This window comes from Erythrobacter litoralis (assembly GCF_029760855.1).
In the GTDB taxonomy this organism is placed as follows: Bacteria; Pseudomonadota; Alphaproteobacteria; order Sphingomonadales; family Sphingomonadaceae; genus Qipengyuania; species Qipengyuania litoralis_A.
In genome coordinates this window covers 266,362-289,661 of the sequence record NZ_SOSI01000001.1, presented here as the reverse complement: position 1 = coordinate 289,661, position 23,300 = coordinate 266,362, and the positions used below count along the sequence as shown (strand labels likewise).

Genomic DNA, 23,300 nt, shown 5'->3' with positions numbered 1-23,300 from the left:
CGAATATTGCCAAGAGCTAGGGCGCGGGCATGAGCGAGACAAGCGGCACGGCTGGCAAGAACGGCTTTCAGGCGAACGCTTGGCACTTTGCCGCATTGCTCGGCGGAAACGCGGCGCTGGCGCTCGGCCCGTGGCTGGTCCGGCTGACGGATACGGGGCCGGTATCCGCCGGATTCTGGCGACTGCTCCTCCCGATCCCGCTCCTCGCATTGCTTGCTTGGCGCGCGCGCAGCCCAGGCCGGATGGACCGCCGGATCCTGCTGATGGTGATTGCAGCCGGCGTCTTCTTCGCATTCGATCTTGCCAGCTGGCATGTCGGAATAGAGCGGACGCGGTTGGGCAATGCGACCCTGTTCGGCAATTCGGGCAGCGTGATCCTGATGGTGTGGGGCGTCATCGCGATGCGACAGGCGCCGAGCGCGAAGGAAGCGGCGGCGATCGCCGCAGCAGTGGCGGGCGGGGCGATCCTTCTCGGCGAGAGCCTCGATATATCCACGACGACGTTAGTCGGCGATCTGTTCTGCCTGCTCGCGGGCCTGTTCTACGCCTTCTACCTCCTGCCGGCCCAGCGCGCTCGCGCTACCCTTGGACAATGGAGTGTACTGCTGCTGGTCTGTGTCTCGGCCGCGCCGGTGCTTCTGGCCATCGCGCTATTGCTTGGCGAGCCGGTGTGGCCGGGCGCTGCTGGGTGGAAGCCGGTCGTCGCTCTTGCGATTTCGAGCCAGCTTATCGGGCAGGGCTTGCTCGTCTATTCCCTGAAGCACTTCCCGCCGCTCATCATCGGCATGGCGTTGCTGACCCAGCCTGCTATCGCCGCGTGTGTAGGCTGGCTGGCCTTTCGCGAAACGCTGACGCCGCTGGACGTTATCGGCATGGCATTGGTGGGCGGCGCGTTGATGCTGGCGCGTACGGCGAAGCCGCTGCCTAGCGCGCGATCTTCGTCTTGAAGGTTTGATATCGGGCCTCGACCTCTTCGAGTTCCGGGCCGACCAGTTCCTCGCGCGCCTGACGCATAAGTTGCAGTGCCTCGCGAGCGATCAGTGCCCGCCGGGACTCGTCGTCAAGAGTCGTGGCCGCATCGAGCATCGTATCGAAGGCGACCTGTGAGGCGATCCGATTGGTGGCGACCCCGCCGCGAACCGCGCCGAACCCGCGATTGACGTAATGCTCGAAATCGTTGTCGAGCAGTTGCACGCGCGGTTCGTCGCCTTCCTTCGCGTAGGTGCGGATCAGCTTCCTGCGAGCGAGTTCGGCGGTCGCCGCGCCGAGCCAGTGGATTGCGGTAATGGCCGTGAACGGATCGTTGATACCCGGAGACAAGGCGCGGAGGGCAATCTCCACCAATTCGTCGATCAGGAATTCCATATCCTGGTTCGGTGTGCGCATGCTGCCCAATGTAAAGCAGGCGCGCACCGCGTCGTCCGGCGTATTCTCGAACGCGTCCATTTCCGCCCAATAGGCGAGCGGAACGTCGGGATGGACGAAGTCGCCGGTGCGCACGGCCAGCTTCAGCATTCCGTTTTCCTTGATCGCCAGCTGTTCCAGCTCGCGGAAAGTAATGATCTGAACGTAACCGGTGCCGTCGCAGATGATCGGTGTGCCTTGCGGGCTGTTGCTGTTGGCTTCGCCGTCGTTCGCATCGGGAAAATCGCGTTCGATATCCTTCAAAAGCCGCGATCCGATGCCTTCGAGCACGGTGTTGATGCGGATCGAGGCGGGGATATGATTGAGGAAGTAAACCAGGACCGCCACGGAGAGTGCCGCAAGGACATAAGCCACCAGCAGCGAAAGCTGGGGTACGAAACCCGGCAGCGCATTCTCGTCCACGAGGAAGGAGGATTCGTCCTCTGCCCGCACCACGCGCAGTACGGTGATTGCGAAGGCGAAGGTTCCGATGAAGGTCGCGAGGCTGAGCTGATTGCCGCGGTTCTCCATGAAATTGGTCAGCAGGCGCGGACCGTAATTGCCGCTGGCATAGGCGACCGCGGCAATCGTGATGGAGAAGACCGTGGAAGCGACGCCGATCATCGAGCCGGCGATGACGGTCAGCATGTTCGATGCACCTTCGGGGCGGGCCGGCTGCAACCATGAGACGTCGTTCAGAAACTGCGCGTATCCGTTGCGATCGAGCCAGATGGTGAAAAGGGCGGCGGACACTGCCGCAACCGTGAACAGGGCGGGGTAGAACCAATAGGATGCATTGACCGTCTTCCAGAAGTGCCAGAGTTTGGTCAGCATCGTGTGGCAGGTTCCATCATCATCCGATCGACATTAGCGAATGCCGCCCCAATGTCTTCCCGATCCTTGCCGGTTTGTGCCCGCGCCTGTGCATGATTGGCTAATTGTTCGGCATAATCCCGCAGGAAGCCGCGAAGGCCGGCAGGGCAGCCCACGACATGCAATTGCGTAATCATCCGCGCGATATTGCCGATCATGCGGATCGAAACCGAAGGATAATCGGCCGCCGCCTGCCGGAACTCGGCAAGCGGGTCTTCGAACAGGCCACGGAAATCCTGGCCCGGCAACTCTATGGCGCGCTTACCGCAACGCACGGGGATCTGCAGTTCGTCGATCCAGTTGCCGCGATGGCCTTGGAGAACCTCGCAAATGGCATCGGCGGCCACCATGGCAGTCCAGAAATCGTTCACCGCAGGCGACATGGCGCGGGCCGCGATCTCGACCAGCAGCCGGATCTGGAAAACCGTGCCCTGATTGTCGCTGCGGAAATTTCCGATAGGAATGCATTCCCGAACGAAATCCGGATTGGAGCATTCGTTTTCCAGCATTGCGATGGTCTGGTTTTCGAACACATGCTGTCCGGGGGCCACGCATACGCGCACCGCGCCCGGCAGGTCGGCTAAATGCTTTTCCAGTTTATCGAGTTCGATGCCTTCGACATAGCCATCCTTCGGAGCGAGGATGGTTTGTGCAAACGTACCTGAAAACGGCCTTTGTCCTTCGACTTCGACCGAGATCGGCTTCGCGTCCGCCGCCAACTGGTCGATTTCCTTGTCGACGAAAATCGTACGCCCGAGATCATGAAGGGCAACGGCCAACATCGCGATATTGACCAGCAGGAAGAAGATGGTGAGCGCGAAACAGAACAGCGGCGTATCTGCCAGTTCCGCATCGGGATCGATCGCCGCCATAGTCAACACGGCATAGATCAGCGTGAACGACAGGCCCGCGATGGAGATCCGGACCAGCTTCTTCGCAAGCCAGCGGTCAACCAGTCGGACGCCGAGATTGCCAGCGGCTATGGTCAGAACCAGCAGCGAGATCGAGAAATACAGCGTGATGAACGCCGCATCGATTCCTGCGACAACGCCCGCCAGATCGCGCGCCGTATCGGCGGTCGCGACGGGCGCCAGATCTTCGCGAAGCAACCAGTCGGTTGCGCTATCCCGGTCGAAAGCGAGCGTCGCGAAGAAGAACAGCGGCGAAGCGATCACAGCGCCAAGTGCGAGCGACCAGTAATTGACCGTCAGGCGATGTGCGATCCAGCCTGTCAGGCCGGTTATGGGATTGTTATTCACAGTCGCGCTCGCCCCTTAACCGACGGTTACAAAGGAACCTAACCTGCGACGGTCCATTTGGTTGCAGCGCACCCAAGCCCAACAGCCTTTGGTGGGGAAGGCAGAAGGTGAGCAACCATTATAAAAGGATACCGTGATGGTCTTACCTTCAATTGCCGAGCAATTCGGCAGCATCGAGAACCTCGTTGCGCTTACACCGGGGCAGTATACGACCGGATCGTTGATCCTCATGGTCAGCTATGGCGCGCATTTCGCGTTCCTGTTGTTCTTCGTACTTATGTCGTTCCAGCTTGCGCCGCGTTACCGCATCGTGCCGATCATGTCGGCGGTGGTCATGGCTTCGGCGGGCCTCAGCCTGCTACGTGAAGCCAATCTGTGGCAGGAAAGTTATGCGCTCGTCGGCACGGTCTATGCGCCGCTGGCCGAAAATACGAGCTTCACCAACGCCTTTAGATATGGGAACTGGACGATCACCGTCCCGATCCTGCTGACCCAGCTTGCTATCGCGTTCGGCCTACCGCGACCGGAATTGCACAAACGGTCGCTGCGCATGATCATCCCGGCGGTCCTGATGATCTGGACCGGGCTTTACGGCCAGTTCGGCGAGACGGGCGACTACTCTCGTCTCAACATCTGGGGTGTCATCTCGACTGTCTTCTTCGTATGGCTGATCCTCGAAGTGCGCGGCGTGATTTCGGCTGGCGTGTCCAACAGCCCGGCGGAACTGAAGCCGTGGCCGAAGAACATCTGGTGGTACTTCCTTGCGACCTGGGGCATCTATCCCATCGCCTACGCCCTGCCGCAGCTCGGTCAGAACGGCGACATCGTCGTCATCCGACAGCTCTTGTTCTCTATCGCCGACATCTCGTCGAAACTGATCTACGGCCTGATCCTCAGCCGCTACGTCCTGCGTCGCAGCGCGCTGGAAGGCTATGTGCCGGCAGCCGAGGCTCTGGAAACCTCGCCGCTCGGTTCGGCAGTGGCGTCCAAGCGCGGAGACTGACCGCTTGCGGGAGGTTTTTCCTCTACCGAGAAAGGGGCCGTGGCACGATGCCGCGGCCCTTCTTTCGTGGGGCGCGATACTTGTGGCGATCACCGCTCAGATCGCCGGACCAAGCTGGTCGACGGCGGCAGGATTGCTGTTCTTCGTCCTGGGATTGGCGCATGGTGCAGGCGACGAGAACGACGGCCGCATCGCGCGCATCACTGTAACCCACGCGGCAGCTTACCTTGTTGCGGGTACAGCCGTGGCGGGCCTGTTCCTTGTCGAACCCCTCAGTGGGCTGGTGCTGTTTCTCGCCTTGTCCGCCTGGCATTTCGCGCGCAGCGACTGCGCGCTTGCCCCGATCACCCGCTATGCCATCGCCGGGCTCGCCGTGGGCGGCAGTGCGCTATTCCGGCAAAGCGAAACGCTGTCGATCTTCGAGTTCGTGACGAACGACGCGGTCCCCTCCGCCTTCATCCGCTTGCTGGCGGTGATCGGCGGTGGTGGCGCCGTATGTGCGGCCATGGCCTTGCTGAAATCGAGGCGCGGCTTCGGCCATGCGATCGTCGCTCTCACCGCCACGGTGTTGCTCCATCCCGTACTAGCGGTGGGGCTCGTCTTTCTCGTCGCCCACGCCGTACCGGTGCAGCAACGCCAGATCGCAGCCTATGGCCGAAGCGCTGTAATCCGTGCCGTCGCCATTCCGAGTGCGATCGCCACCGTGGGCGCGGCGGCGATCATGGGGCTAGTGACCAGCGGGTTGCTCGCCTTGCCTTATGCGGTTGCCTTGGCTTTCGGCATGGCCACCCCGCACATGCTTACGGAGCGGCTGGAGCGCTAGCTACCGCCGTTTCGGTGTCTTGGCCTTCCCCAAGCAATTCGCGGTTGAGAAAAGCCAGCAGCAGCGCCGCCCGCTTCGCATCCTCGGCATGGTCCGCGCCGACCGAATGGCCGCCTTCGCGATATTCGTGGTAATAAACGGTTTGGCCAAGCGCCTCGTGCTTCGCCGCCATCTTGCGGGCGTGGCCCGGATGCACTCGATCGTCGAGCGTGGAGAGGTAGTAGAACGTCGCGGGATAGCCTTCGGCCGCCTTCAGGTTCTGATAGGGCGACCATTCGCGCATGAACGCCCAGTCTTCCGGCACATCGGGATTGCCGTATTCGCCCATCCACGATGCCCCGGCGAGCAGCTTGTTGAAACGCCACATATCGTCGAGCGGGCTGCCGGAAATGACCGCCGCATAAAGATCGGGCCGCTGGTTCGCGAGCGCGCCGACCAATGCGCCGCCGTTCGAGCGACCGGAAATGCCGATAGCCTGCGGTTTTGCAAGATCTGCGGCGATCAGGTCTTCGGCCACCGCATGGAAATCGTCGAAGGCGTTCTGACGCTTTTCGCGCAAGGCTTCCTCATGCCAGCGCGGACCGTATTCCCCGCCGCCACGAATATTGGCAAGGACGTAGCTGTTGCCCTCTTCAAGCCAGAACAGACCGAGCGGGCCGCTGCGATACGGTTCGGCGGTCAGATATTTCGGCGTCTGCGCCGCGCGGAAACCGCCATAGGCATGGATCAGCGTAGCGAGCGGGCCTTCCGCATCGTTGGGCCGGACGAGGTAATACGGGACCTTCGTCCCGTCCTTCGAGGTCGCGAACCGCTGCTCCACTTCGAACTTCGACGCATCGAACTGCGCAGGTTCGCTCGCGACGACGCGCGGCGCGCCGTTCTGCCCGACGGCATACAGCGTCGGCGGGGTCAGCATGCCTTCAACCGTCACGAACGCCATGTCGCTGTTCGTCGCGGTCGCGGCGAGAGAGAGGGTGCTGTTGCCCGGCAGGTCGATCGCGCGCTCGGTCCAGCCGTCTGCAAATGGCGTAAGTTCGATCAGCTTGCCGGATACGTCGTCGAGCAGCTTGACCCACAGCTTGCTGTCGGAGGATGCGACCTCCTCGATCGCCTGGCTCTCGCTCGGGTTCAACACCATCGAGGGGGAAGGTGTCCGGCCCGCTGCGATGTCGGCCAGCGACCATGCGACAAGACTGCCTGCCGGAGCCTCGCCGAGGGGCGAATTCAGAAGCGCGATCAGCTTGCCGTCGAGCACGTCCTCGAACGTCGCATCGTCCGGCAGGGGCAACGCGACGGTCGACCCGTCGTCGCGCACCAGCGAAAGTTCGTTGGTAAAGAAGCTCGGACTGCGATTGACGAGGTGCCAACGCGTATCCCCGTCGAGCACCGAGAAGCCGTTCACCGAAACGTCGGACGCTTCGCCTTGCGCCACCAGTTTCGCCTGCGCGAACGGCGTGCCGCGCTGCCATAGCTTGACGAAACGGGGATAGCCGGACTCGGTCAGACTGCCGTCCCCTTCGTCGGTGCCGACAAACAGCGTGTTCTCGTTGTACCACGCCACGTTCGACTTCGCGGCGGGCAAGGTGAAGCCATCCCTTACGAAGGCTCCGGTCGTGATGTCGAACTCGCGTACCGTATCGGCATCGGTGCCTCCAGGGCTCAATGAGATGAGGCAGCGGATATATTCAGGCGCGAGACAATTTGCACCGTGCCAAACCCAGCTCTCGCCTTCCTGTTCGCCAAGTGCATCGACATCGATCAGCGTGCGCCATTCCGGTTCGCCGGAAAGATAGCTGTCGAGGCTGGCGGTGCGCCACAGCCCCCGCGGATTGTCGGCATCGCGCCACAGGTTCAGCACACGGTCGCCATATACGGCATCGGGCATCGCGATCTGGCGATCGTCGTCGAGGATCTGTTTCGCCCACGCCTGCGCGATGGGATATTCCGGCGCCTTCGTCAGCACCGCCTCGGTCTCGGCGTTCCATTGCTCGACCTGTTCGAGCGCACGCTCACCCTTGATCTCTTCAAGCCACAGATACGGGCCTTCCGCATCCGTCTGCTGTGCGGCGAGCGGCATGGCGGCCAGCGCCAGCGCCGTGGTGAATGCGAAACGTGCGACCGTCATAATCCCTCCGATATTCTTTTCAGACTTTGCCCAGATCACCCTGTCCGATGGTACCGCTGGCCATTTCCAGCATCCGGTCGAGGCTTTGCTTCGCCTTCAGGCGGAGACCTTCCTCGATCTCGATGCGCGGTTCGAGATCACGCAAGCAGACGTAGAGCTTTTCCATCGTGTTGAGCGCCATGTATGGGCAGATGTTGCATGAACAATTGCCGTCCGCACCCGGCGCGCCGATGAAGGTCTTGCCGGGCAGCGCCTTTTCCATCTGGTGGATGATGTGCGGTTCAGTGGCGACGATCAGCGTATCGCCCTCGAAGGTTTCGGCGAATTGCAGGATGCCGCTGGTCGAGCCGACATAGTCCGCATGGTCCACGATAGTCGGCGGGCATTCGGGGTGCGCGGCGATCGGCGCATCGGGATGTTGCTGCTTCAGTTTGAGTAGTTCGGTTTCACTGAAGGCTTCGTGCACGATGCACACGCCGGGCCACAACAGCATCTCACGATTGAACTTGCGGGAGAGATAACCGCCAAGGTGCCGGTCCGGACCGAAGATGATCTTCTGGTCTTCGGGTATCTGGCTGATGATGGTTTCCGCGCTCGATGAGGTCACGATGATGTCGCTGAGCGCCTTCACCTCGGTCGAGCAGTTGATATAGGTCAGCGCGATGTGATCGGGATGCGCCTCGCGGAACGCCTTGAACTTTTCGGGCGGGCAACTGTCTTCGAGGGAACAGCCGGCGTCCATATCGGGCAGGACGACGATTTTTTCCGGGCTGAGGATCTTGGCGGTATCGGCCATGAACTTGACCCCGCAGAACGCGATCACGTCCGCATCGGTCTCGGCCGCCATTTGCGAAAGCTGAAGACTGTCGCCGACGAAATCGGCGAGATCCTGAATCTCGGGCTTCTGGTAGTAATGCGCGAGAATAATCGCGTTCTTCTCCGTGCGGAGACGGTCGATCTCGGCGCGAAGGTCGGTGCCGGTAAGTGGAGCGTTCTGGGCGGTCATCGTGCTGTCCTGTAGCGAAGATGCGGAATGTATATCGGAGGCAAAGAGGGTGTCGCGCTGGTCCTATCGCGGTGTCAGGCCATTTGCCATGTGTCATCCGAACGGGCGACGAGGCCGCGCCGTTCCAGATCGATGAGATGGGCGAGGACAGACATCCTGGCCGCGCCATGCAGCTTCTCGTCGAGGCCGCGATACATTTTCGGGACGAAATCTTCCGCCCGGTGCGGCCCTTCGGCGAGGTGCCGGAGGATCTGCCGTTCGCGTTGGCGGCGATGGCCCAGCATCCCGCGCACGAGCTGCTGCGGCTTTTTCACCGCCTCGCCGTGCGCGGGGTAATAGACCCGATCTTCTCTCATGCCGAGCGCCTCCAGGCTTCGCATGTAATCGGTCATGTCGCCATCGGGCGGCACGACCACGCTGGTCGACCAGCCCATCACGTGGTCGCCGGTGAACAATGCGCCGCTTTCTTCCAGCGCGAAACACAGATGGTTGGAAACGTGGCCAGGCGTGGCAACGGCGCGCAGGGTCCAGCCGGGACCGCTCATCGCCTCGCCATCATGCAACACGCGGTCCGGCGCATAATCGCGATCGAAGCTCGCATCGGCGCGGGGGCCGCTATCGTTCATTACCAGCGGAGCGCAGCCGACGATCGGCGCGCCGGTCCGCTCCGCCAAAGGACGCGAGGCTGGGGAATGATCGCGGTGGGTATGAGTGCACATGATGGCGATCACAGGCTCATCGCCGACGGCCGTCAAAAGCGCATCGATATGCTCGGCTTCGGCCGGGCCGGGATCGATCACAGCGCAACCGTCGCCCGCACTCACGATGTAGGTCTGCGTACCGGTATAGGTATACGGCGAAGGATTGGGCGCGAGGACACGGCGGACCAGCGGCTCGAGTTGTAGCGCATCGCCGGTCGGCCAGGGTTTTGCGGGAAGTGATGCCATCGTTCCCATATGGGCGAAACCGCGCCGAAGTCGAGCGCTCGACATTTTAGCAGGCGCGCGCCATCAATCGGGAATGGGAGAAACCATTCTCGTCCTCGATGCAGGCACGACCTCGACACGCGCCATCCTGTTCGACGCAAAAGGCCGAATGTTAGGTAATGCGCAGCGCGAACTGGCGCAGCATTATCCCCGGCCCGGCTGGGTGGAACACGATGCCGCCGAGATCTGGACCAAAACGCTCGCTTGCATGCGCGAGGTGGCAGGACCCTCCGCCGAAAATATCGCTGCCATCGGCATAACCAACCAGCGCGAAACGGTGGTAGCGTGGGATCGGCGAAAGGGCGACCCGCTCGCTCGCGCAATCGTGTGGCAAGACCGGCGAACGGCTGACTATTGTGCGCGATTGAAGGAACAGGGGCAGGAAGCGAACGTCCAGCGCCGCACCGGCCTGCTTCTTGATCCCTATTTTTCCGGCACCAAGATGCGCTGGATGCTGGAGCACGACGATGCAGTCGGCCCAGCGGCGCGGGACGGGTCGCTGGCATTCGGGACGATTGAAAGCTGGCTGGTCTTCAAACTTTCGGGCGGGGCGCATGTCAGCGATGCCAGCAATGCCAGCCGCACGCTGCTCCTTCCGCTCGACGGGGAGGGCTTCGACGACGGGCTGTGCAGCCTGTTCGACATTCCCCGCGCCGCCCTGCCGGTTGTGATCGATACCCACGGGGAACTGGCCGAAACGTCGAGCGAATGGTTCGGCCGCCGCGTGCCGATATGCGGGTTGGTCGGCGATCAGCAATCGGCGACGATCGGGCAGGGCTGCCTCTCTCCGGGCGAGACGAAGGGCACTTACGGCACCGGCGCGTTCGTGCTGACGAACAAGGGCGAGACGATTCCCCAATCGGACCATCGCCTGCTCGGCACCGTCCTTCATCAGCGCGGCGGCAAACGGGTTTATGCGTTGGAAGGTTCGGCTTTCGTCGCTGGCAGCCTGATCCAATACTTGCGCGATCAGCTTGGCCTGATCGGCTCCGCCGCCGAAACGGAGGACCTCGCGCGGTCGATCGAGGATAGCGGCGAAGTGGTAATCGTACCCGCACTCGCGGGTTTGGGCGCACCGCATTGGCGGCCCGAGGCGCGCGGCGTCATTTCCGGTCTGAGCTTCGCCAGCGGGCGCGCCCAGATCGCCCGCGCCGCGCTGGAAGCCATGGCGCACCAGACAGCCGATCTGGCGAGCGCCTTTGCGAAAGACGGTGCGCCGTGGACAATGCTGCGGATCGATGGCGGCATGAGCGCCAATGAATGGATGGCGCAGGACCTCGCCGATATGCTCGACCTGCCGGTTGAGCGACCGGACTTCATCGAGACGACGGCATTGGGTGCGGCCATCTGCGCAGCCGTCGGCGCGGACATGTACTCCGATCTGGAGGCGGCAGCGCTGGCGATGCGGGGTGGGGCGCGGGAATTCCTCCCCCGAATGGAGAGAGCCGTGCGGGAGGCGCGTTTGGCGCGCTATGCGAAGGCGCTGGGCGCCGCCTGATCAGACGGTATCGAACGCCGTCGCTATCCGGTCCTGCATCGAATGGACCGGCCCGTCTTCCTCGATAGCTGACTGCCGCCATTCCGTATCGAGGCGGGAAACGCGCGCATGCAGTGAGATCGTGTCTGCAATCAGGATGCGCGTTTCCGGTTCGAGAACGGCGAGCGAAGCTTCGTCCGACGGTCGATCGTCGCCAAGAACGTTGCGGCGGCGAAGCTGGCGTGCCGACAGCTCGCCATCGAAGAACGCACGCTGGTTCAGCAGCCAGGCCAGGATATTCATGATCCGGGTGGTCGAGCGAAGGCCCTCGATCGACATGGCGATGCGAACGTCATCGTTGGCGGCATCATCGATCCCAACCGGTCCATATGCGAAGACCGCCCGGACTTGTTCGGCAAGCTGGATCGCCTCGTCGTAAAGCGTCTCGACGATCTGTTCGTTCATGGGGCGCATCATGTCCATAAGATGGCGCGCTTAGATGAATGCCCGAGTGCCGCCAGCGGCGTGAATTTCGCTGTCCCGCATTGGAACTCGCGCGTCCGCGCTCAGGCGATGATATCGGGAATGAGATTGTCCTCGAACGCCGCGATGCGGTCCTTCAATTGCAACTTGCGCTTTTTCAGGCGCGCGATCTGCAACTGATCGACGAAGCCGGCACGCTCCCCGGCATCGCGCAGGGCTGAGATCGCGATATCGAGGTCGCGATGCTCGCTCCTGAGCGCTTCGAGGCGCTTCCTCAATTCCTGTTCGTTCACCCGCGCGACCTTCCCCGAATCTCGTTTCGTCGCATGGCTAGCCTATGGGGGTTTGTAAATTCACAATGCTGTGGTTTGATGTCTCTCCAGCGACACATGTCGCCATCGACATGAGTCGCCTCAACAGGGGTCTTTCAACCCGAGAAGGAGACAACTCGATGCAATCATCCCATGTCGAATCGCTCAAAGCCAAGCACGCCGGTCTCGATGCCCGCCTGCACAAGGAGCAATCCCGGCCTGCACCCGACGATGCGATGATCAAGCAATTGAAGCGCGAAAAGCTGCGGATCAAGCAGGAGATCGCCGCTCATTGAAGCGCGGGGTGCGTGCGGCGGGGCCTCGATTGGCCCCGCTTTCGCATGCTGTCCTTTTTGGTATAGGCTGACGCGATGTCAGCCGCCTCGTCCGCCCGCCAGATCCTCACCCGCTTGCACGAGGTCATGGCAGGGCGCACCCATGCCCAGCACAAGCTCGATCGGGTGGTCGAGATCATTGCCGACAGTCTGTCGAGCGAGGTCTGCTCGATCTACCTGCTGCGGGAAGGCGAACTGGAACTGTATGCCACCCAGGGGCTGAACCCTTCCGCCGTCCACGTTACCAGGCTCGCTCTGGGCGAAGGTCTGACGGGCACCATCGCCAAGAACATCGCGACGCTGAACTTAGCCGAAGCGGCCTCGCATCCCGACTTCCAGTACCGCCCTGAAACGGGCGAGGAGAAGTTTCATTCCTTCGCCGGCGTGCCGATCGTCTATCGCGAGCGGGCCGTTGGCGTCCTGTGCGTCCAGCATGCCGATCCGCGCCGCTACGAGGATGTCGAGATCGAAGCGTTGCAGACGACGGCGATGATCCTGTCCGAACTGATCGCGCACAAGGAACTGGTCGACGATACCGAAACTATCGCATTCGACGAAGTGCACACCGAATGCGAAGTCATGCAAGGGCTGGCGCTGGTAAAGGGTCTGGCATTCGGCAAGGCGGTGTTTCACCAGCCGCGCGTCGAGATCGACCAGGTCATCGCCGAGGATATCGAAGCGGAGCGTCAGCGGGTTTATCGCGCCTTCGACAAGATGCGCGACCAGATCGACGCGATGGGCCGTGAACCCGAATTCGGCAAGGGCGGCGAGCATGTGGACGTGCTCGAGACCTACAAGATGTTCGCCTACGACGAGGGGTGGAGCCGCCGGATCAACGAGGCGATCGACAGCGGATTGACCGCAGAAGCCGCGATCGAGCGGGTGCAGCAGCGCACCCGGATGCGAATGCGCGAGATCGACGATCCCCTGCTGGCCGACCGAATGCACGATCTGGAGGACCTCTCCAATCGGTTGCTGCGCATCGTCTCTGGTCAGCTCGGCACGGCCGCCACGCAAGGCCTTCGGCGCGACACGATCCTGTTCGCGCGCAATCTCGGTCCGGCGGAACTGCTCGAATACGATCGGCGGCGCCTGAAGGGCGTCGTGCTGGAAGAAGGATCGCTCACCGCCCATGTCGTGATCGTGGCGCGGGCGATGGGCATTCCCCTCGTCGGCCGGTTGCCCGGCATCCTCGCCCGGGTCAGCGAGGGAGACGAAATCCTCGTCGATGCCGATATGGCCAGCGTCACCCTGCGCCCGACCCAGGCCCATCTCGACGCGTTCGAAGGCCGGTTCATCAAGAGTCGCGAACGGCAGGCGGCCTATGCCGAACTGCGCGACGTCGAACCTTTCACCCGCGATGGCACGCGCATTACCGTCATGATGAATGCCGGCCTGCGCGATGATATGAGCATGTTGCAGGTGACGGGCGCGGACGGGGTAGGGCTGTTCCGGACCGAATTCCAGTTCCTCGTATCTGCTACTCTTCCGCAGCGAGAGCGCCAGATGCGCCTTTACCGCGACGTGCTTGATGCGGCGGACGGCAAGAAGGTCATCTTCCGGACGGTGGATATCGGCGGCGACAAGGCCGTGCCCTATCTTAACAACGACATAGCCGAACGCGACGAAAACCCTGCGATGGGCTGGCGCGCATTGCGCCTCTCGCTGGAACGCGAAGGCTTGCTGAAGGCACAAGCGCGCGCTTTGTTGGAAGCGGCGGCCGGGCGACAATTGTCGGTCATGTTTCCGATGGTATCGGAACCGTGGGAATTCGATGCCGCGAAGGCCATCTTCGACGAACAGGCCGAATTTCTGCGCGCCCGCCGCAAACGATTGCCGGCGGAGATCGAGTTCGGTTGCATGCTGGAAGTGCCCTCGCTTGCGGAGACGCTCGATCTCCTGGCGCCGAAAGTGTCTTTCATTTCAGTCGGCACGAACGACCTTACGCAATTCCTTTTCGCAGCCGACCGCGCGAACCCCAAGCTTGCCGCGCGCTACGACTGGCTCAGCCCGGCGATCCTAAGGTTTCTTGCGCGGGTTTCGCAAAATCTTGTGGGGACGGATGTCAGGCTCGGCGTATGCGGCGAAATGGGCGGGAGACCATTGGAAGCACTCGCTCTTCTTGGCTTAGGCTACCGTCGGCTATCGATTACGCCGGCGGCAATCGGGCAGATTAAGGAACTGGTCCGCAAGGTCGATCTCGATGAGATTTCGGCCCAAATGCAGACATGGCTTTCGAACCCGCCCGCCGCTATGCGGGCGGCACTTGGCGACTGGGCGCGGGCCCGCGAAATAGACATCGAATAAATTTGGTCGCATACACGGCCCGTCTCGCCTTTCAGCATCGAATGTTATAGGTCACCGCTGGTTGACCTGTGCTGCCGGCTTGTCTTGAGCCGCGTCGAGGCGTCGGGAAACGCCGGGTCATATTGTGTCGGGATTATTATGGAAGATGTTCACTCCGAAGACGACGTAGCGACGCAGCAGGCCTCTGTCGGAACGCAGCTGCGTGAGGCGCGCGAAGCGGCGGGCATGGAACTGGAACAGGTTGCCGCCGAAACGCGCATTCCGCAGCGTCATCTGGTGTCGATAGAGCAAGGCGATTTCGCCGCTCTTCCTTCGCGGACCTATGCGATCGGATTCAGTCGGACCTATGCCCGGCTCCTCGATCTCGACGATCGGGAGGTGACCGACCGCGTACGCGCGGAACTGGCATCGACACAGAACGAACGCCCCGAACGCACGACGAAGCTGGAACCCGGCGATCCTGCCCGCGTGCCGGGGCGTGGCCTTGCGTGGTTCGGCCTGATCGCGGCGGTGCTGCTGATCGGCGGCATATACGCGTTCTACAGCAGCTATTTCTCGCCCGGTCTTGGTCCTGCACCGCTGCAGGAACCCGAGGCGCAAGTTGCACAAGCCAATGGCCGGACGGCTTCGGCGCCCGCGCAAGCATCGGCTTCGCCGGCGCCTACGGGGCCGGTCGTTTTCACCAGCACGATGGACGGCACTTGGGTGAAATTCTACGACGCTAATGGCGAGCGACTTTATGAGGCGCAGATGGACGAAGGCGATACGTATACGATCCCGTCCGATGCCGAAGGACCGCAGGTCTGGACCGGCCGCCCCTACGCGCTCGCGATAACCGTCGGCGGACGCGAGGTGCCGCGACTGTCCGAAGAGGACGAGATCATTCGCGATGTTCCGGTGAGTCCGGAGGCCTTGCTCGCGCGTGGCGAGAATACGGCTGCGCCGAAAGCCAACGAGGCCGGTACCGCTGCTGCGCCAGCAACCACCTGATACGAACGATTTCAGAATACCGACAGTTTTCCGTCTCTAGGCCGATAGGCCAAGATCAGGTCGGATGAGGAGAGATTCACACATGTTCGCACGCACTTTTCGCCGGTTCGCGGTCGGTACGCTTGCAGGAGCGCTCGCCGTGACCGCTATCCCGGCCGGCGCGCAAGACGCCGACCAGTCCGCCCGTATTCGCAAGCTGGAGGCCGAAGTCAGTGCATTGCAGCGCAAGGTCTTCCCCGGCGGGAGCGGGCGCTTTTTCGAGCCCGAGATAACGGCGCCGCAGCAGAATCAACCCGCCACCAATACAGTCACGACCAGTGCGCTGACTGACGTTCTGGCGCGGCTCGATGCACTCGAAAGCCAGCTGCAGCGCTTGACCGCGCAATACGAGGAGGGCAGTAATACCGTCCGCCTCTTGCAGGAACGGGTCGATGCGCTGGAAGCTGGTGGAGCGGGGCCGGCGGCTATTCCACAGCCCGCATCCGGCAGTGTGCAGCCTTCGGGGCCGCTACCGGTGTCCGCCAATCAGCAGCCCTCGACCCCCGCACCTGCCGCGCAACCGTCTCCCCAGCGCCTTGCCGCCGTTCAGCAGATCACCAAGCCGCAAACCGGCGATACGGGCGACGACGAATACAGTTACGGCTTCAGGCTTTGGGACGCCGGTTTCTTTCCTGAGGCGCAGCAGCAACTGACGATGTTCGTGGAACAGTATCCTAATCATTCGCGGGCGAGCTTTGGGCGCAACCTGCTGGGCCGGGCCTATCTAGACGATGGAAAGCCGAGCGAGGCGGCGCCTTGGTTCCTGAAGAATTATCAGGAAAACAAGAACGGCGCGCGGGCAGGCGACAGCCTTCTCTATCTCGCCGAAGCGATGATCGCGCTGAACGACACCAGCCGCGCCTGCATCGCGCTCGCCGAATTCAGCGAAACCTATCCGGCGCTGGCGGCGGGTCGGCTGCAGAACGAATACCAGGCCAATCGCGGCAAGGTCAGCTGTAGCTGATATGGTCGTAAGCCCAAAACTGGTTGCGCGGTTTCGGGACGACCTTGCCGCTCTCTGGCCGAACGCCGAAGACGGGAAAGGGCTGCTCGGTCTCGCGGTTTCCGGGGGCGGGGACAGCTTGGGCATGCTACTTCTCGCGGCCGCGGCAATGCCTGGGCGGGTGCGGGCGGCCACCGTCGATCATGGTTTGCGTCCCGAAAGTGCTGCAGAGGCTGCCTTCGTCGCCGAGAGGTGTACTGAACTCGGCGTGCAGCACGATACGCTCGCAGTCGAAGTCGGCGACGGAAACCTGCAGGATCGGGCGAGGGCGGCGCGATACACTGCGCTTTCGCAATGGTGCGCTAATAGTGAACTAAAGGCTTTGGCGACCGCGCACCAGTTGGACGATCAGGTCGAAACACTTCTGATGCGCCTCAACCGAGGTAGCGGGCTCTCCGGACTTTCGGCGATCCGTGCCGTTCAGTCGATACAGGATAACTTGCCACTGATCCGTCCGGTTCTGGGATGGCGGCGCGAGGAACTGGCGAAGGTCGTGAGGGATGCCGGTTGGCGAGCCATCGACGATCCTTCGAACGGGGACGACCGGTTCGATCGGGTGCGGCTGCGCAAAGTGCTGGGATCGGTCGATTGGCTTGACCGCGCCAACCTTGCCCGCAGCGCCGCGCTGCTTGCGGAAGCGGAAGACAGTCTCGAATGGGCTGTCGAACGCGAAGTCGCGGAGCGTGTCCGGTTCGATGGAGAGCAGGCTTCATATGCTGCGGGAAGCAGCGATGCGCCTGCCCTTATCCGCGTCGAGGTCGTCCGCGCTCTTTACCGGAATTTCGCGACGTCTATCGACCGGCGTAGCGCGGCAGAGGTCGTCACGCGACTGACTGCCGAGCAAGTTGGCAATGTTGCAGGCTTGAAGTTCACCGTAAGCGGAACGGCGGCAGAGCTTCAATGGGTGTTCCGCCGGGAGCCTACCCGCCGGACCGGTTAGGCCAGCGCACTCGCCCTGCGCGCGATCTGCTCGACCTCTGCTTCATCGATGGGCCCGCGCGGGGCGACCCAGCTTCCGCCGACGCATAGCACCGGATCGAAAGCCAGCCATTCCGCTGCGTTTTCTTCCGATATGCCTCCTGTCGGGCAGAATTTGCAATCGCCGAATGGCCCTGCAAGTGCTTTTAAGGCTGGGAGGCCGCCCGATGCCATGGCCGGGAAGAATTTGAAGTGATTCAATCCCAGGTCGAGACCGCGCATGATGTCATCGGCGTCTGAAATTCCGGGCAGAAAAGGAACGCCTTCGCGGATGGCGGCTTTTCCGAGCGTTTCTGTAAGACCCGGCGACACAATGAACTCACTTCCCGCCCCCAACGCCTTTGCCAAGCCCTCCTGGTTGGTTACCGTCCCGGCACCGACGATTGCGCCGTCGACCTTCTTCATTGCCGCGATCGCCGGGAGGGCGGCTTCGGTCCGCAGCGTGACCTCGAGCACGCGCAATCCGCCCGCAACCAGAGCGCGCGCGAGCGGCTCTGCGTGATGCACTTCGTCCACCACGATGACGGGAATCACCGGGGCGGTGCGCATGATGTCTTCGATGGTCATTCGGTGTATCCGTGCTGGCGGTGGAAGGCGGCCGCCGCGCCGAACAAGCCGGGCTGCGGGTGGGTAATGAGCTTGACGGGAATGGTCGCCATCAGTTCGGCGAACCGGCCCTTGGCGCGAAACCGCTGGGCGAAACCGGACTTCGGCAATTGATCGCGAAGCCGATAGCCAAGACCGCCGGCGATCACGACGCCGCCGAACCCGCCCTGTGCCAGCGCGATATCGCCTGCAACGCTGCCGAGCGAGAGGCAGAACCGGTCGAGCGCCGCGGCGGCGAGGGAATCGCTTTCCTTCATCGCGCGGGTCCACACGGAGATATCGTCCTCATCGCGAGTCTTGCGGTTCTCCATCGCGGCGAGGGTCAGGTAAATGTCGGTAATCGCGGGGCCGGACACCACACGTTCGATCGAAACGCGGTTGTGCCGCTTGCGCAGCCGGGCGAGGATCGCGTCCTCGATACTGTCGAGCGGCGCGAAATCGATATGACCACCCTCGGTTGCCTGCACCCTATATTCGCCGCCATTGCGCCACAGATGCGCGACGCCAAGTCCGGTGCCGGGGCCGAGCACGCTAATCGTGCCATGCGGAGTAAGCGGTTCCTCCGGCCCGGTGATGTGCAGGAACTCGTCGTCCGGTGCACGCGCGACGGCGTGGGCCACGGCCTCGAAATCGTTGACGATCGTGTACGCCTCGACGCCAAGTTTCGATTTCACTAGGGCGGGGCGGATGATCCACGGATTGTTGGTGAAGCGGATCACCTCGCCGCCGACCGGTCCGGCGATCGCCATCGAGACACGCGGGGGAAGGGTACCGCCCCGCCGTTCGCGAAAATCCTCCCAGGCGGTCTGGAAGCTTGCATGATCCTCGGTGTGCAGCGTTTCGGGTTCACCGAGAGAGATCGTACCGTCGGGCGAAACGGAGGCGACGGAGAAACGCGCATGAGTGCCGCCGATATCGACGGCGACGACGTCCATCACAGACCTGCCATCGCGAGCATCGCCGACGCGCCTCTTTCAGCCCCGTCGGCACAGGCGCGGAACATGGCGAAGAATTCGCGGCCCATGCCCATGTCGGGTTCCGGCTCCGACGCGGGATCGCGCGCGTCGAGATCGGCCTTCGCCTCGAGCGTACCGGTTTCGGCGCAGACGCGTACGATGTCACCGTCCCGAAGGCGCGAAAGCGGCCCACCGCCAAGCGCTTCGGGCGTGCAATGGATGGCGGCCGGCACCTTACCGCTCGCGCCCGACATCCGGCCATCGGTGACGAGTGCAACCTTGTAGCCGCGATCCTGCAATACGCCCAATGCTGGGGTCAGCTTGTGGAGTTCGGGCATGCCGTTGGCACGCGGCCCCTGGAAGCGGACGACCACTACGACGTCGCGATCGAGTTCGCCTTTCGTGAAGGCCTCGTTCACGGAATGTTGATCCTGGAAAACGCGGCACGGCGCTTCGATCGTCCAGCGCTCCTCCTCGACCGCGGAAGACTTGAAGCAAGCACGCCCCAGATTGCCCTCCAGCAATCGCATACCGCCATCCTTCTGGAACGGGGCGGAGGCGGGGCGAAGCATTTCATCATCGCCCGATGGGCCGGGATCGCGCCAAGCGAGATCGTCGCCGTCCATGCCCGGTTCGCGGGAATAGCTTTCGAACCCGCCATCCCACACGGTTAGGATATCGGGATGCGCCAAACCTTCGTCGAGCAGAGTGCCGATGACGTAGCCCATGCCGCCCGCATCGTGGAAGTGGTTCACGTCGCCCGAGCCGTTGGGATAGACCCGGCTGACGAGCGGCACGACATGACTCAGTTCGGCGAGGTCGGTCCAGTCGAACCGTATACCGGCAGCGCGTGCGAAAGCGGGAATGTGGATCGCGTGATTGGTCGATCCGCCGGTGGCAAGCAGACCGATGGCCGCGTTCACGATCGCCTTTTCGTCGACCACGCGTGCAAGCGGGCGATAATCGCCGCCATCCTTGTGCAAAGCGGCGAGACGGTGCGTCGCCGCGCGGCTCAACTCCTGCCGTAGCTTCACGCCCGGTTGCACGAAGGCGGCGCCGGGGATGTGGAGACCCATCATCTCCATCATCATCTGATTGGAATTCGCGGTGCCGTAGAAGGTGCAGGTGCCGGGCGAATGGTAACTCGCGCTCTCGCTATCGAGCAGTTCTTCGCGCCCCACCTTGCCTTCGGCATAAAGCTGGCGGACGCGCTGCTTTTCCTTGTTCGAAATGCCGGACGGCATCGGGCCGGACGGGATGAAGATCGCAGGCAAATGGCCGAAGCGCAGCGCGCCCATCAGTAAACCGGGTACGATCTTGTCGCAAATACCGAGCAACGCGACGCCGTTAAATACCGCATGGCTCAAGGCGACGATGGTCGACAGAGCAATCGTGTCGCGGCTGAACAGTGAGAGTTCCATGCCGTCCTGCCCCTGCGTCACCCCGTCGCACATGGCCGGGGTACCGCCTGCGACCTGCGCGGTGGCACCGACTTCGCGCGCCCAGATCTTCATTCGCTCTGGATAGCGGTGATAGGGCTGATGGGCGGACAGCATGTCGTTATAGGCTGTCACGATGGCGAGGTTCGGCCCAACGACGCGCTTGATCGCTTCCTTGTCTTCCTCCGCCCCGGCGAACGCATGGGCGAGGTTCGAACAGGAAAGATTGGTGCGATCAACTTGCCGTTCGCCTTCGCGATCCATCAGGCCGAGATAGGCGGTGCGGCTGTCGCGCGAATTGTCGATCACGCGCTGCGTGATGCGGTGGATGGCGTCGTTCAGCGGCTTACTCATCGTGCCAGGTAACTCCGTCGCGTTCGGTCAGCGCGATGGCCGCGCTCGGCCCCCATGTTCCCGCGCTGTAGGTCTTTGGCGTCATGCCGTGCTCGTCCCAGCGGTCGCGAATCGCATCGATCCAGTCCCACTGCGCCTCGACCTCGTCCCGCCGGACGAACAGCGTCTGGTCGCCTTCGATGAGGTCGAGTAGCAGGCGTTCGTAAGCGATGCGGCGCACTTTGTCTGAAAAGGCATCGGGCATCGCGATGTCGAGCGGAACGGGTCGCAGGCGAATGCCCTCGCGGCCCAGACCTGGCACCTTCGCCATCATCGTAAGCTGGATATTTTCCTGCGGCTGAATGCCGATGACAAGGCGATTGGGGTGGGTACGCGCTCCCCGGCCTTCGAAGATCGAATGCGGTACGCAGCGGAACTGCACCACGATCTCGGTCACGCGCTTGGGCAGCCGTTTGCCGGTGCGCAAGTAAAAGGGCACGCCCCGCCAGCGCCAGTTGTCGACATGGGCCTTGATCGCGACGAAGGTTTCGGTGTCGCTGTCCTTCCCCAGTTCTTCATCATAACCAGGAACGGATTGCCCTGAAACGGCGCCGGCGCAGTATTGTCCGGTGACGACTTCCTCGCCGCTGGCATGGCGGAGCGCGCGCAGGACCTTGACCTTCTCGTCGCGAACCGCGGTTGCATCGAAACTGGTCGGCGGTTCCATCGCGACGAGGGCGAGCAGTTGCAGCATGTGGTTCTGAACCATGTCGCGCAACGCACCACTGTCGTCGTAATAGGCGACCCGCGACTCGAGTCCGACAGTTTCGGCGACGGTAATCTGGACATGCTCGATGTAATTCGAGTTCCACACCGGCTCGAGCATGATGTTGGCGAAGCGCAGGGCCAGAAGGTTCTGCACCGTCTCCTTGCCAAGATAATGGTCGATACGGAAAATTCGGCTTTCGTCGAACGCCTTGGCGACGGCGTCGTTAATTTCCTCGCTCGATTTGAGATCGGTGCCGAGCGGCTTTTCCAAGCCGATGCGCACCTTACCCTCGGTGAGACCCGCATGTTCCAATCCGCCGATCGTGGCTTCGAACAAGCTCGGCGCAGTCGACAGGAATATCGCCAGACCATCGGAATAGTCGCCGATCTCTTCGGCAAGCTGATCGTACCCTTCGGGTGTCGTCGCATCGACCGGCACGTAGCTGAGCCGATTGAGGAAATCGGCCATGCCGCCGCGGCGATTGGGTGTTAGGTACTTTTCCAGCGCTTCACGGGCGAAGTTGCGGTACTCTGCCGTGCTCATTTCCGAGCGGGCGGTGCCGACGATTTTCAGGTCGCTCGCCAGCAGGCCGTCATTATGAAGCGCGCAAAGTGAAGGCAGGAGCATGCGCTGCGACAAATCGCCGGTCGCTCCGAACAGCAACAGGCGGTCGGCAGTGAATTTCCTATCCTGCATCGATGCTCGAAGCTCCATCCTTTCCCACGGTGCTAGCGGTTATCAGGCGAGCGGACCCTGCACCAGTGGACTGCATTCCTATTCAGCTTTGCGTCGGGCCGTCATTGGCGCCGACCGAGACCGAACTCGACTTGAATTCGCTCTGCGCGAAACTGGTCATGAAACTGACATCGGCAGCGTCGCGTCCGATACCGATTTTCACTGTCTGGGCGGGGTCCGCCATGCCGGTAGCATCGACGATTTGCCAGGTTCCGCCCCCGGGCGTTTTCGGATCGCACAGGAATACCTCAGCGACCGCATGGAAATCGGGCGGGTCGACCCCCGGTGCATAACAGGCGACGAAGCGTGCGGGGATGGCTGCCGCGCGCGCCAAGCTGACGAGAAGATGCGCATAGTCGCGGCAGATTCCCTTGCGCTCTACGAAGGTGTCTAGCGCATCGGTTTCCGATCCGGAAGAACCCGGCGTGTACGCCAGCTTGCGGGCAATCCAGTCGCGCATCGCGGCAACCTTCGCGCCGCCTTCCAGCTTGCCGAATTCCGCATCGACAAAGGACTGGAATCGCGCGGCAGGGCAATACCTGCTGTCGAACAGGTACTGCACCGCTTCGCCGGGCATATCGTGCGGTAAGAGCAGATCGAGCGTCGCAAGTTCGGCAAGTTGCCGATCGATCTCAACCTCCGCTTCGTACTCGACTTCGAAGTCGCCTTCGGCTCGGACCCAGATCCGTTCCCCGATGTCGTCTTGGGCCGGAACGCTGGCCCGGTGCTCAGCATCGGACATCGTTGTGTTCGACGAGATGATGCGCTGTTCCGGAATGGCCGCCGCTTCGAATTGCAGGAGGACATCGCCTGTCGAGGGCAGGGCGAAGGCAAAGCGAGAGCGGATCGAGATGGTCATGCGCACCCAACGCACGGAGGGGGTGGGTGTTTCATCGCGCCCATTGATGCGCTCCAAATGAAAAAGGGCCCCGCGAGGAGGCCCTTCTCGTCAGTTGATTTGGGTAAAGCTTAGCGCTTGCCCCACATCCAGTTGTAGAAATTCCACATAGGATCCTCCTGTTGAATACCCAGGAGAAGAATGCATTAACCAGTCTTGGTT

At 62.3% G+C, this 23,300-nt stretch carries 21 protein-coding genes; 9 read left to right on the top strand and 12 right to left on the bottom strand.

What is annotated here, in order from left to right; all coding sequences use genetic code 11:
* The first annotated feature begins 29 nt into the window (after positions 1 to 29).
* Complete coding sequence (locus tag E3U23_RS01310) at positions 30 to 947, top strand: DMT family transporter (RefSeq protein WP_279349369.1); 918 nt, start codon at positions 30 to 32, stop codon at positions 945 to 947.
* Here E3U23_RS01310 and E3U23_RS01305 read toward each other — a convergent pair.
* Positions 925 to 2,238: a DUF2254 domain-containing protein gene (locus E3U23_RS01305; protein WP_279349368.1), complete on the bottom strand. Its 1,314-nt coding sequence runs from the start codon at positions 2,236 to 2,238 to the stop codon at positions 925 to 927. The genes E3U23_RS01310 and E3U23_RS01305 overlap by 23 nt on opposite strands.
* On the bottom strand, positions 2,232 to 3,536 hold the full coding sequence (locus tag E3U23_RS01300) for a DUF2254 family protein (protein WP_279349367.1): 1,305 nt from the start codon (positions 3,534 to 3,536) through the stop codon (positions 2,232 to 2,234). Before E3U23_RS01300 ends, E3U23_RS01305 begins: the two co-directional genes overlap by 7 nt.
* A 136-nt stretch (positions 3,537 to 3,672) precedes the next feature.
* Here E3U23_RS01300 and E3U23_RS01295 point away from each other — a divergent pair, with 136 nt between their 5' ends.
* Both E3U23_RS01295 and E3U23_RS01290 read left to right on the top strand, forming a co-directional pair.
* Entirely contained in the window at positions 3,673 to 4,539 is an 867-nt protein-coding gene (locus E3U23_RS01295; protein ID WP_279349366.1) for a bacteriorhodopsin, read from the top strand.
* Between the two features lie 82 nt (positions 4,540 to 4,621).
* Positions 4,622 to 5,362, top strand: a complete 741-nt coding sequence (locus E3U23_RS01290; protein ID WP_279349365.1) for a Brp/Blh family beta-carotene 15,15'-dioxygenase — start codon at positions 4,622 to 4,624, stop codon at positions 5,360 to 5,362.
* On the opposite strand, the gene E3U23_RS01285 is transcribed toward E3U23_RS01290, so the two are convergent.
* The 3 genes from E3U23_RS01285 to E3U23_RS01275 form a co-directional block, all read right to left on the bottom strand.
* Positions 5,340 to 7,487, bottom strand: a complete 2,148-nt coding sequence (locus E3U23_RS01285; RefSeq protein ID WP_279349364.1) for a prolyl oligopeptidase family serine peptidase — start codon at positions 7,485 to 7,487, stop codon at positions 5,340 to 5,342. The genes E3U23_RS01290 and E3U23_RS01285 overlap by 23 nt on opposite strands.
* A 19-nt stretch (positions 7,488 to 7,506) precedes the next feature.
* The gene (gene nadA, locus E3U23_RS01280; RefSeq protein WP_279349363.1) at positions 7,507 to 8,493 is read right to left on the bottom strand and encodes a quinolinate synthase NadA; all 987 of its coding nucleotides are present in this window, start codon (positions 8,491 to 8,493) and stop codon (positions 7,507 to 7,509) included.
* A 74-nt stretch (positions 8,494 to 8,567) separates the two neighbouring features.
* Positions 8,568 to 9,440 (bottom strand): MBL fold metallo-hydrolase, encoded by an 873-nt coding sequence (locus E3U23_RS01275; RefSeq protein WP_279349362.1) that lies wholly within the window; start codon positions 9,438 to 9,440, stop codon positions 8,568 to 8,570.
* A gap of 73 nt (positions 9,441 to 9,513) precedes the next feature.
* Between E3U23_RS01275 and E3U23_RS01270 the strand changes: the two genes are divergently transcribed.
* Positions 9,514 to 10,977, top strand: coding sequence for a glycerol kinase (locus E3U23_RS01270; RefSeq protein WP_279349361.1), 1,464 nt, complete (start codon positions 9,514 to 9,516; stop codon positions 10,975 to 10,977).
* On the opposite strand, the gene E3U23_RS01265 is transcribed toward E3U23_RS01270, so the two are convergent.
* Both E3U23_RS01265 and E3U23_RS01260 read right to left on the bottom strand, forming a co-directional pair.
* The gene (locus E3U23_RS01265) at positions 10,978 to 11,421 is read right to left on the bottom strand and encodes a DUF1465 family protein (protein ID WP_279349360.1); all 444 of its coding nucleotides are present in this window, start codon (positions 11,419 to 11,421) and stop codon (positions 10,978 to 10,980) included.
* A gap of 101 nt (positions 11,422 to 11,522) precedes the next feature.
* On the bottom strand, positions 11,523 to 11,732 hold the full coding sequence (locus tag E3U23_RS01260) for a YdcH family protein (protein WP_279349359.1): 210 nt from the start codon (positions 11,730 to 11,732) through the stop codon (positions 11,523 to 11,525).
* A 158-nt stretch (positions 11,733 to 11,890) separates the two neighbouring features.
* Between E3U23_RS01260 and E3U23_RS01255 the strand changes: the two genes are divergently transcribed.
* From E3U23_RS01255 to tilS, 5 genes are all read left to right on the top strand, one after another.
* Positions 11,891 to 12,046: a YdcH family protein gene (locus E3U23_RS01255; protein WP_279349358.1), complete on the top strand. Its 156-nt coding sequence runs from the start codon at positions 11,891 to 11,893 to the stop codon at positions 12,044 to 12,046.
* A gap of 75 nt (positions 12,047 to 12,121) precedes the next feature.
* Positions 12,122 to 14,392: a phosphoenolpyruvate--protein phosphotransferase gene (ptsP, locus tag E3U23_RS01250; RefSeq protein WP_279349357.1), complete on the top strand. Its 2,271-nt coding sequence runs from the start codon at positions 12,122 to 12,124 to the stop codon at positions 14,390 to 14,392.
* Positions 14,393 to 14,530: 138 nt separating this feature from the next.
* Entirely contained in the window at positions 14,531 to 15,382 is an 852-nt protein-coding gene (locus E3U23_RS01245) for a helix-turn-helix domain-containing protein (protein ID WP_279349356.1), read from the top strand.
* Between the two features lie 82 nt (positions 15,383 to 15,464).
* Entirely contained in the window at positions 15,465 to 16,385 is a 921-nt protein-coding gene (locus tag E3U23_RS01240) for a tetratricopeptide repeat protein (protein ID WP_279349355.1), read from the top strand.
* Position 16,386: 1 nt separating this feature from the next.
* Positions 16,387 to 17,364, top strand: a complete 978-nt coding sequence (tilS, locus tag E3U23_RS01235) for a tRNA lysidine(34) synthetase TilS (protein WP_279349354.1) — start codon at positions 16,387 to 16,389, stop codon at positions 17,362 to 17,364.
* Here tilS and eda read toward each other — a convergent pair.
* The 5 genes from eda to E3U23_RS01210 form a co-directional block, all read right to left on the bottom strand.
* The gene (eda, locus tag E3U23_RS01230) at positions 17,361 to 17,969 is read right to left on the bottom strand and encodes a bifunctional 4-hydroxy-2-oxoglutarate aldolase/2-dehydro-3-deoxy-phosphogluconate aldolase (RefSeq protein ID WP_279349353.1); all 609 of its coding nucleotides are present in this window, start codon (positions 17,967 to 17,969) and stop codon (positions 17,361 to 17,363) included. The two genes, tilS and eda, sit on opposite strands and share 4 nt — an antisense overlap.
* Positions 17,966 to 18,943 (bottom strand): glucokinase, encoded by a 978-nt coding sequence (glk, locus tag E3U23_RS01225; RefSeq protein WP_279349352.1) that lies wholly within the window; start codon positions 18,941 to 18,943, stop codon positions 17,966 to 17,968. The genes eda and glk overlap by 4 nt, the downstream gene beginning before the upstream one ends.
* On the bottom strand, positions 18,943 to 20,757 hold the full coding sequence (edd, locus tag E3U23_RS01220) for a phosphogluconate dehydratase (RefSeq protein WP_279349351.1): 1,815 nt from the start codon (positions 20,755 to 20,757) through the stop codon (positions 18,943 to 18,945). The genes glk and edd overlap by 1 nt, the downstream gene beginning before the upstream one ends.
* Positions 20,750 to 22,201, bottom strand: coding sequence for a glucose-6-phosphate dehydrogenase (zwf, locus tag E3U23_RS01215; RefSeq protein WP_279349350.1), 1,452 nt, complete (start codon positions 22,199 to 22,201; stop codon positions 20,750 to 20,752). Before zwf ends, edd begins: the two co-directional genes overlap by 8 nt.
* An 82-nt stretch (positions 22,202 to 22,283) precedes the next feature.
* Positions 22,284 to 23,099 carry a transglutaminase-like domain-containing protein gene (locus tag E3U23_RS01210; protein ID WP_279349349.1) on the bottom strand — a complete coding sequence of 272 codons (816 nt, stop codon included), beginning with the start codon at positions 23,097 to 23,099 and terminating at the stop codon, positions 22,284 to 22,286.
* Positions 23,100 to 23,300 lie beyond the last annotated feature (201 nt).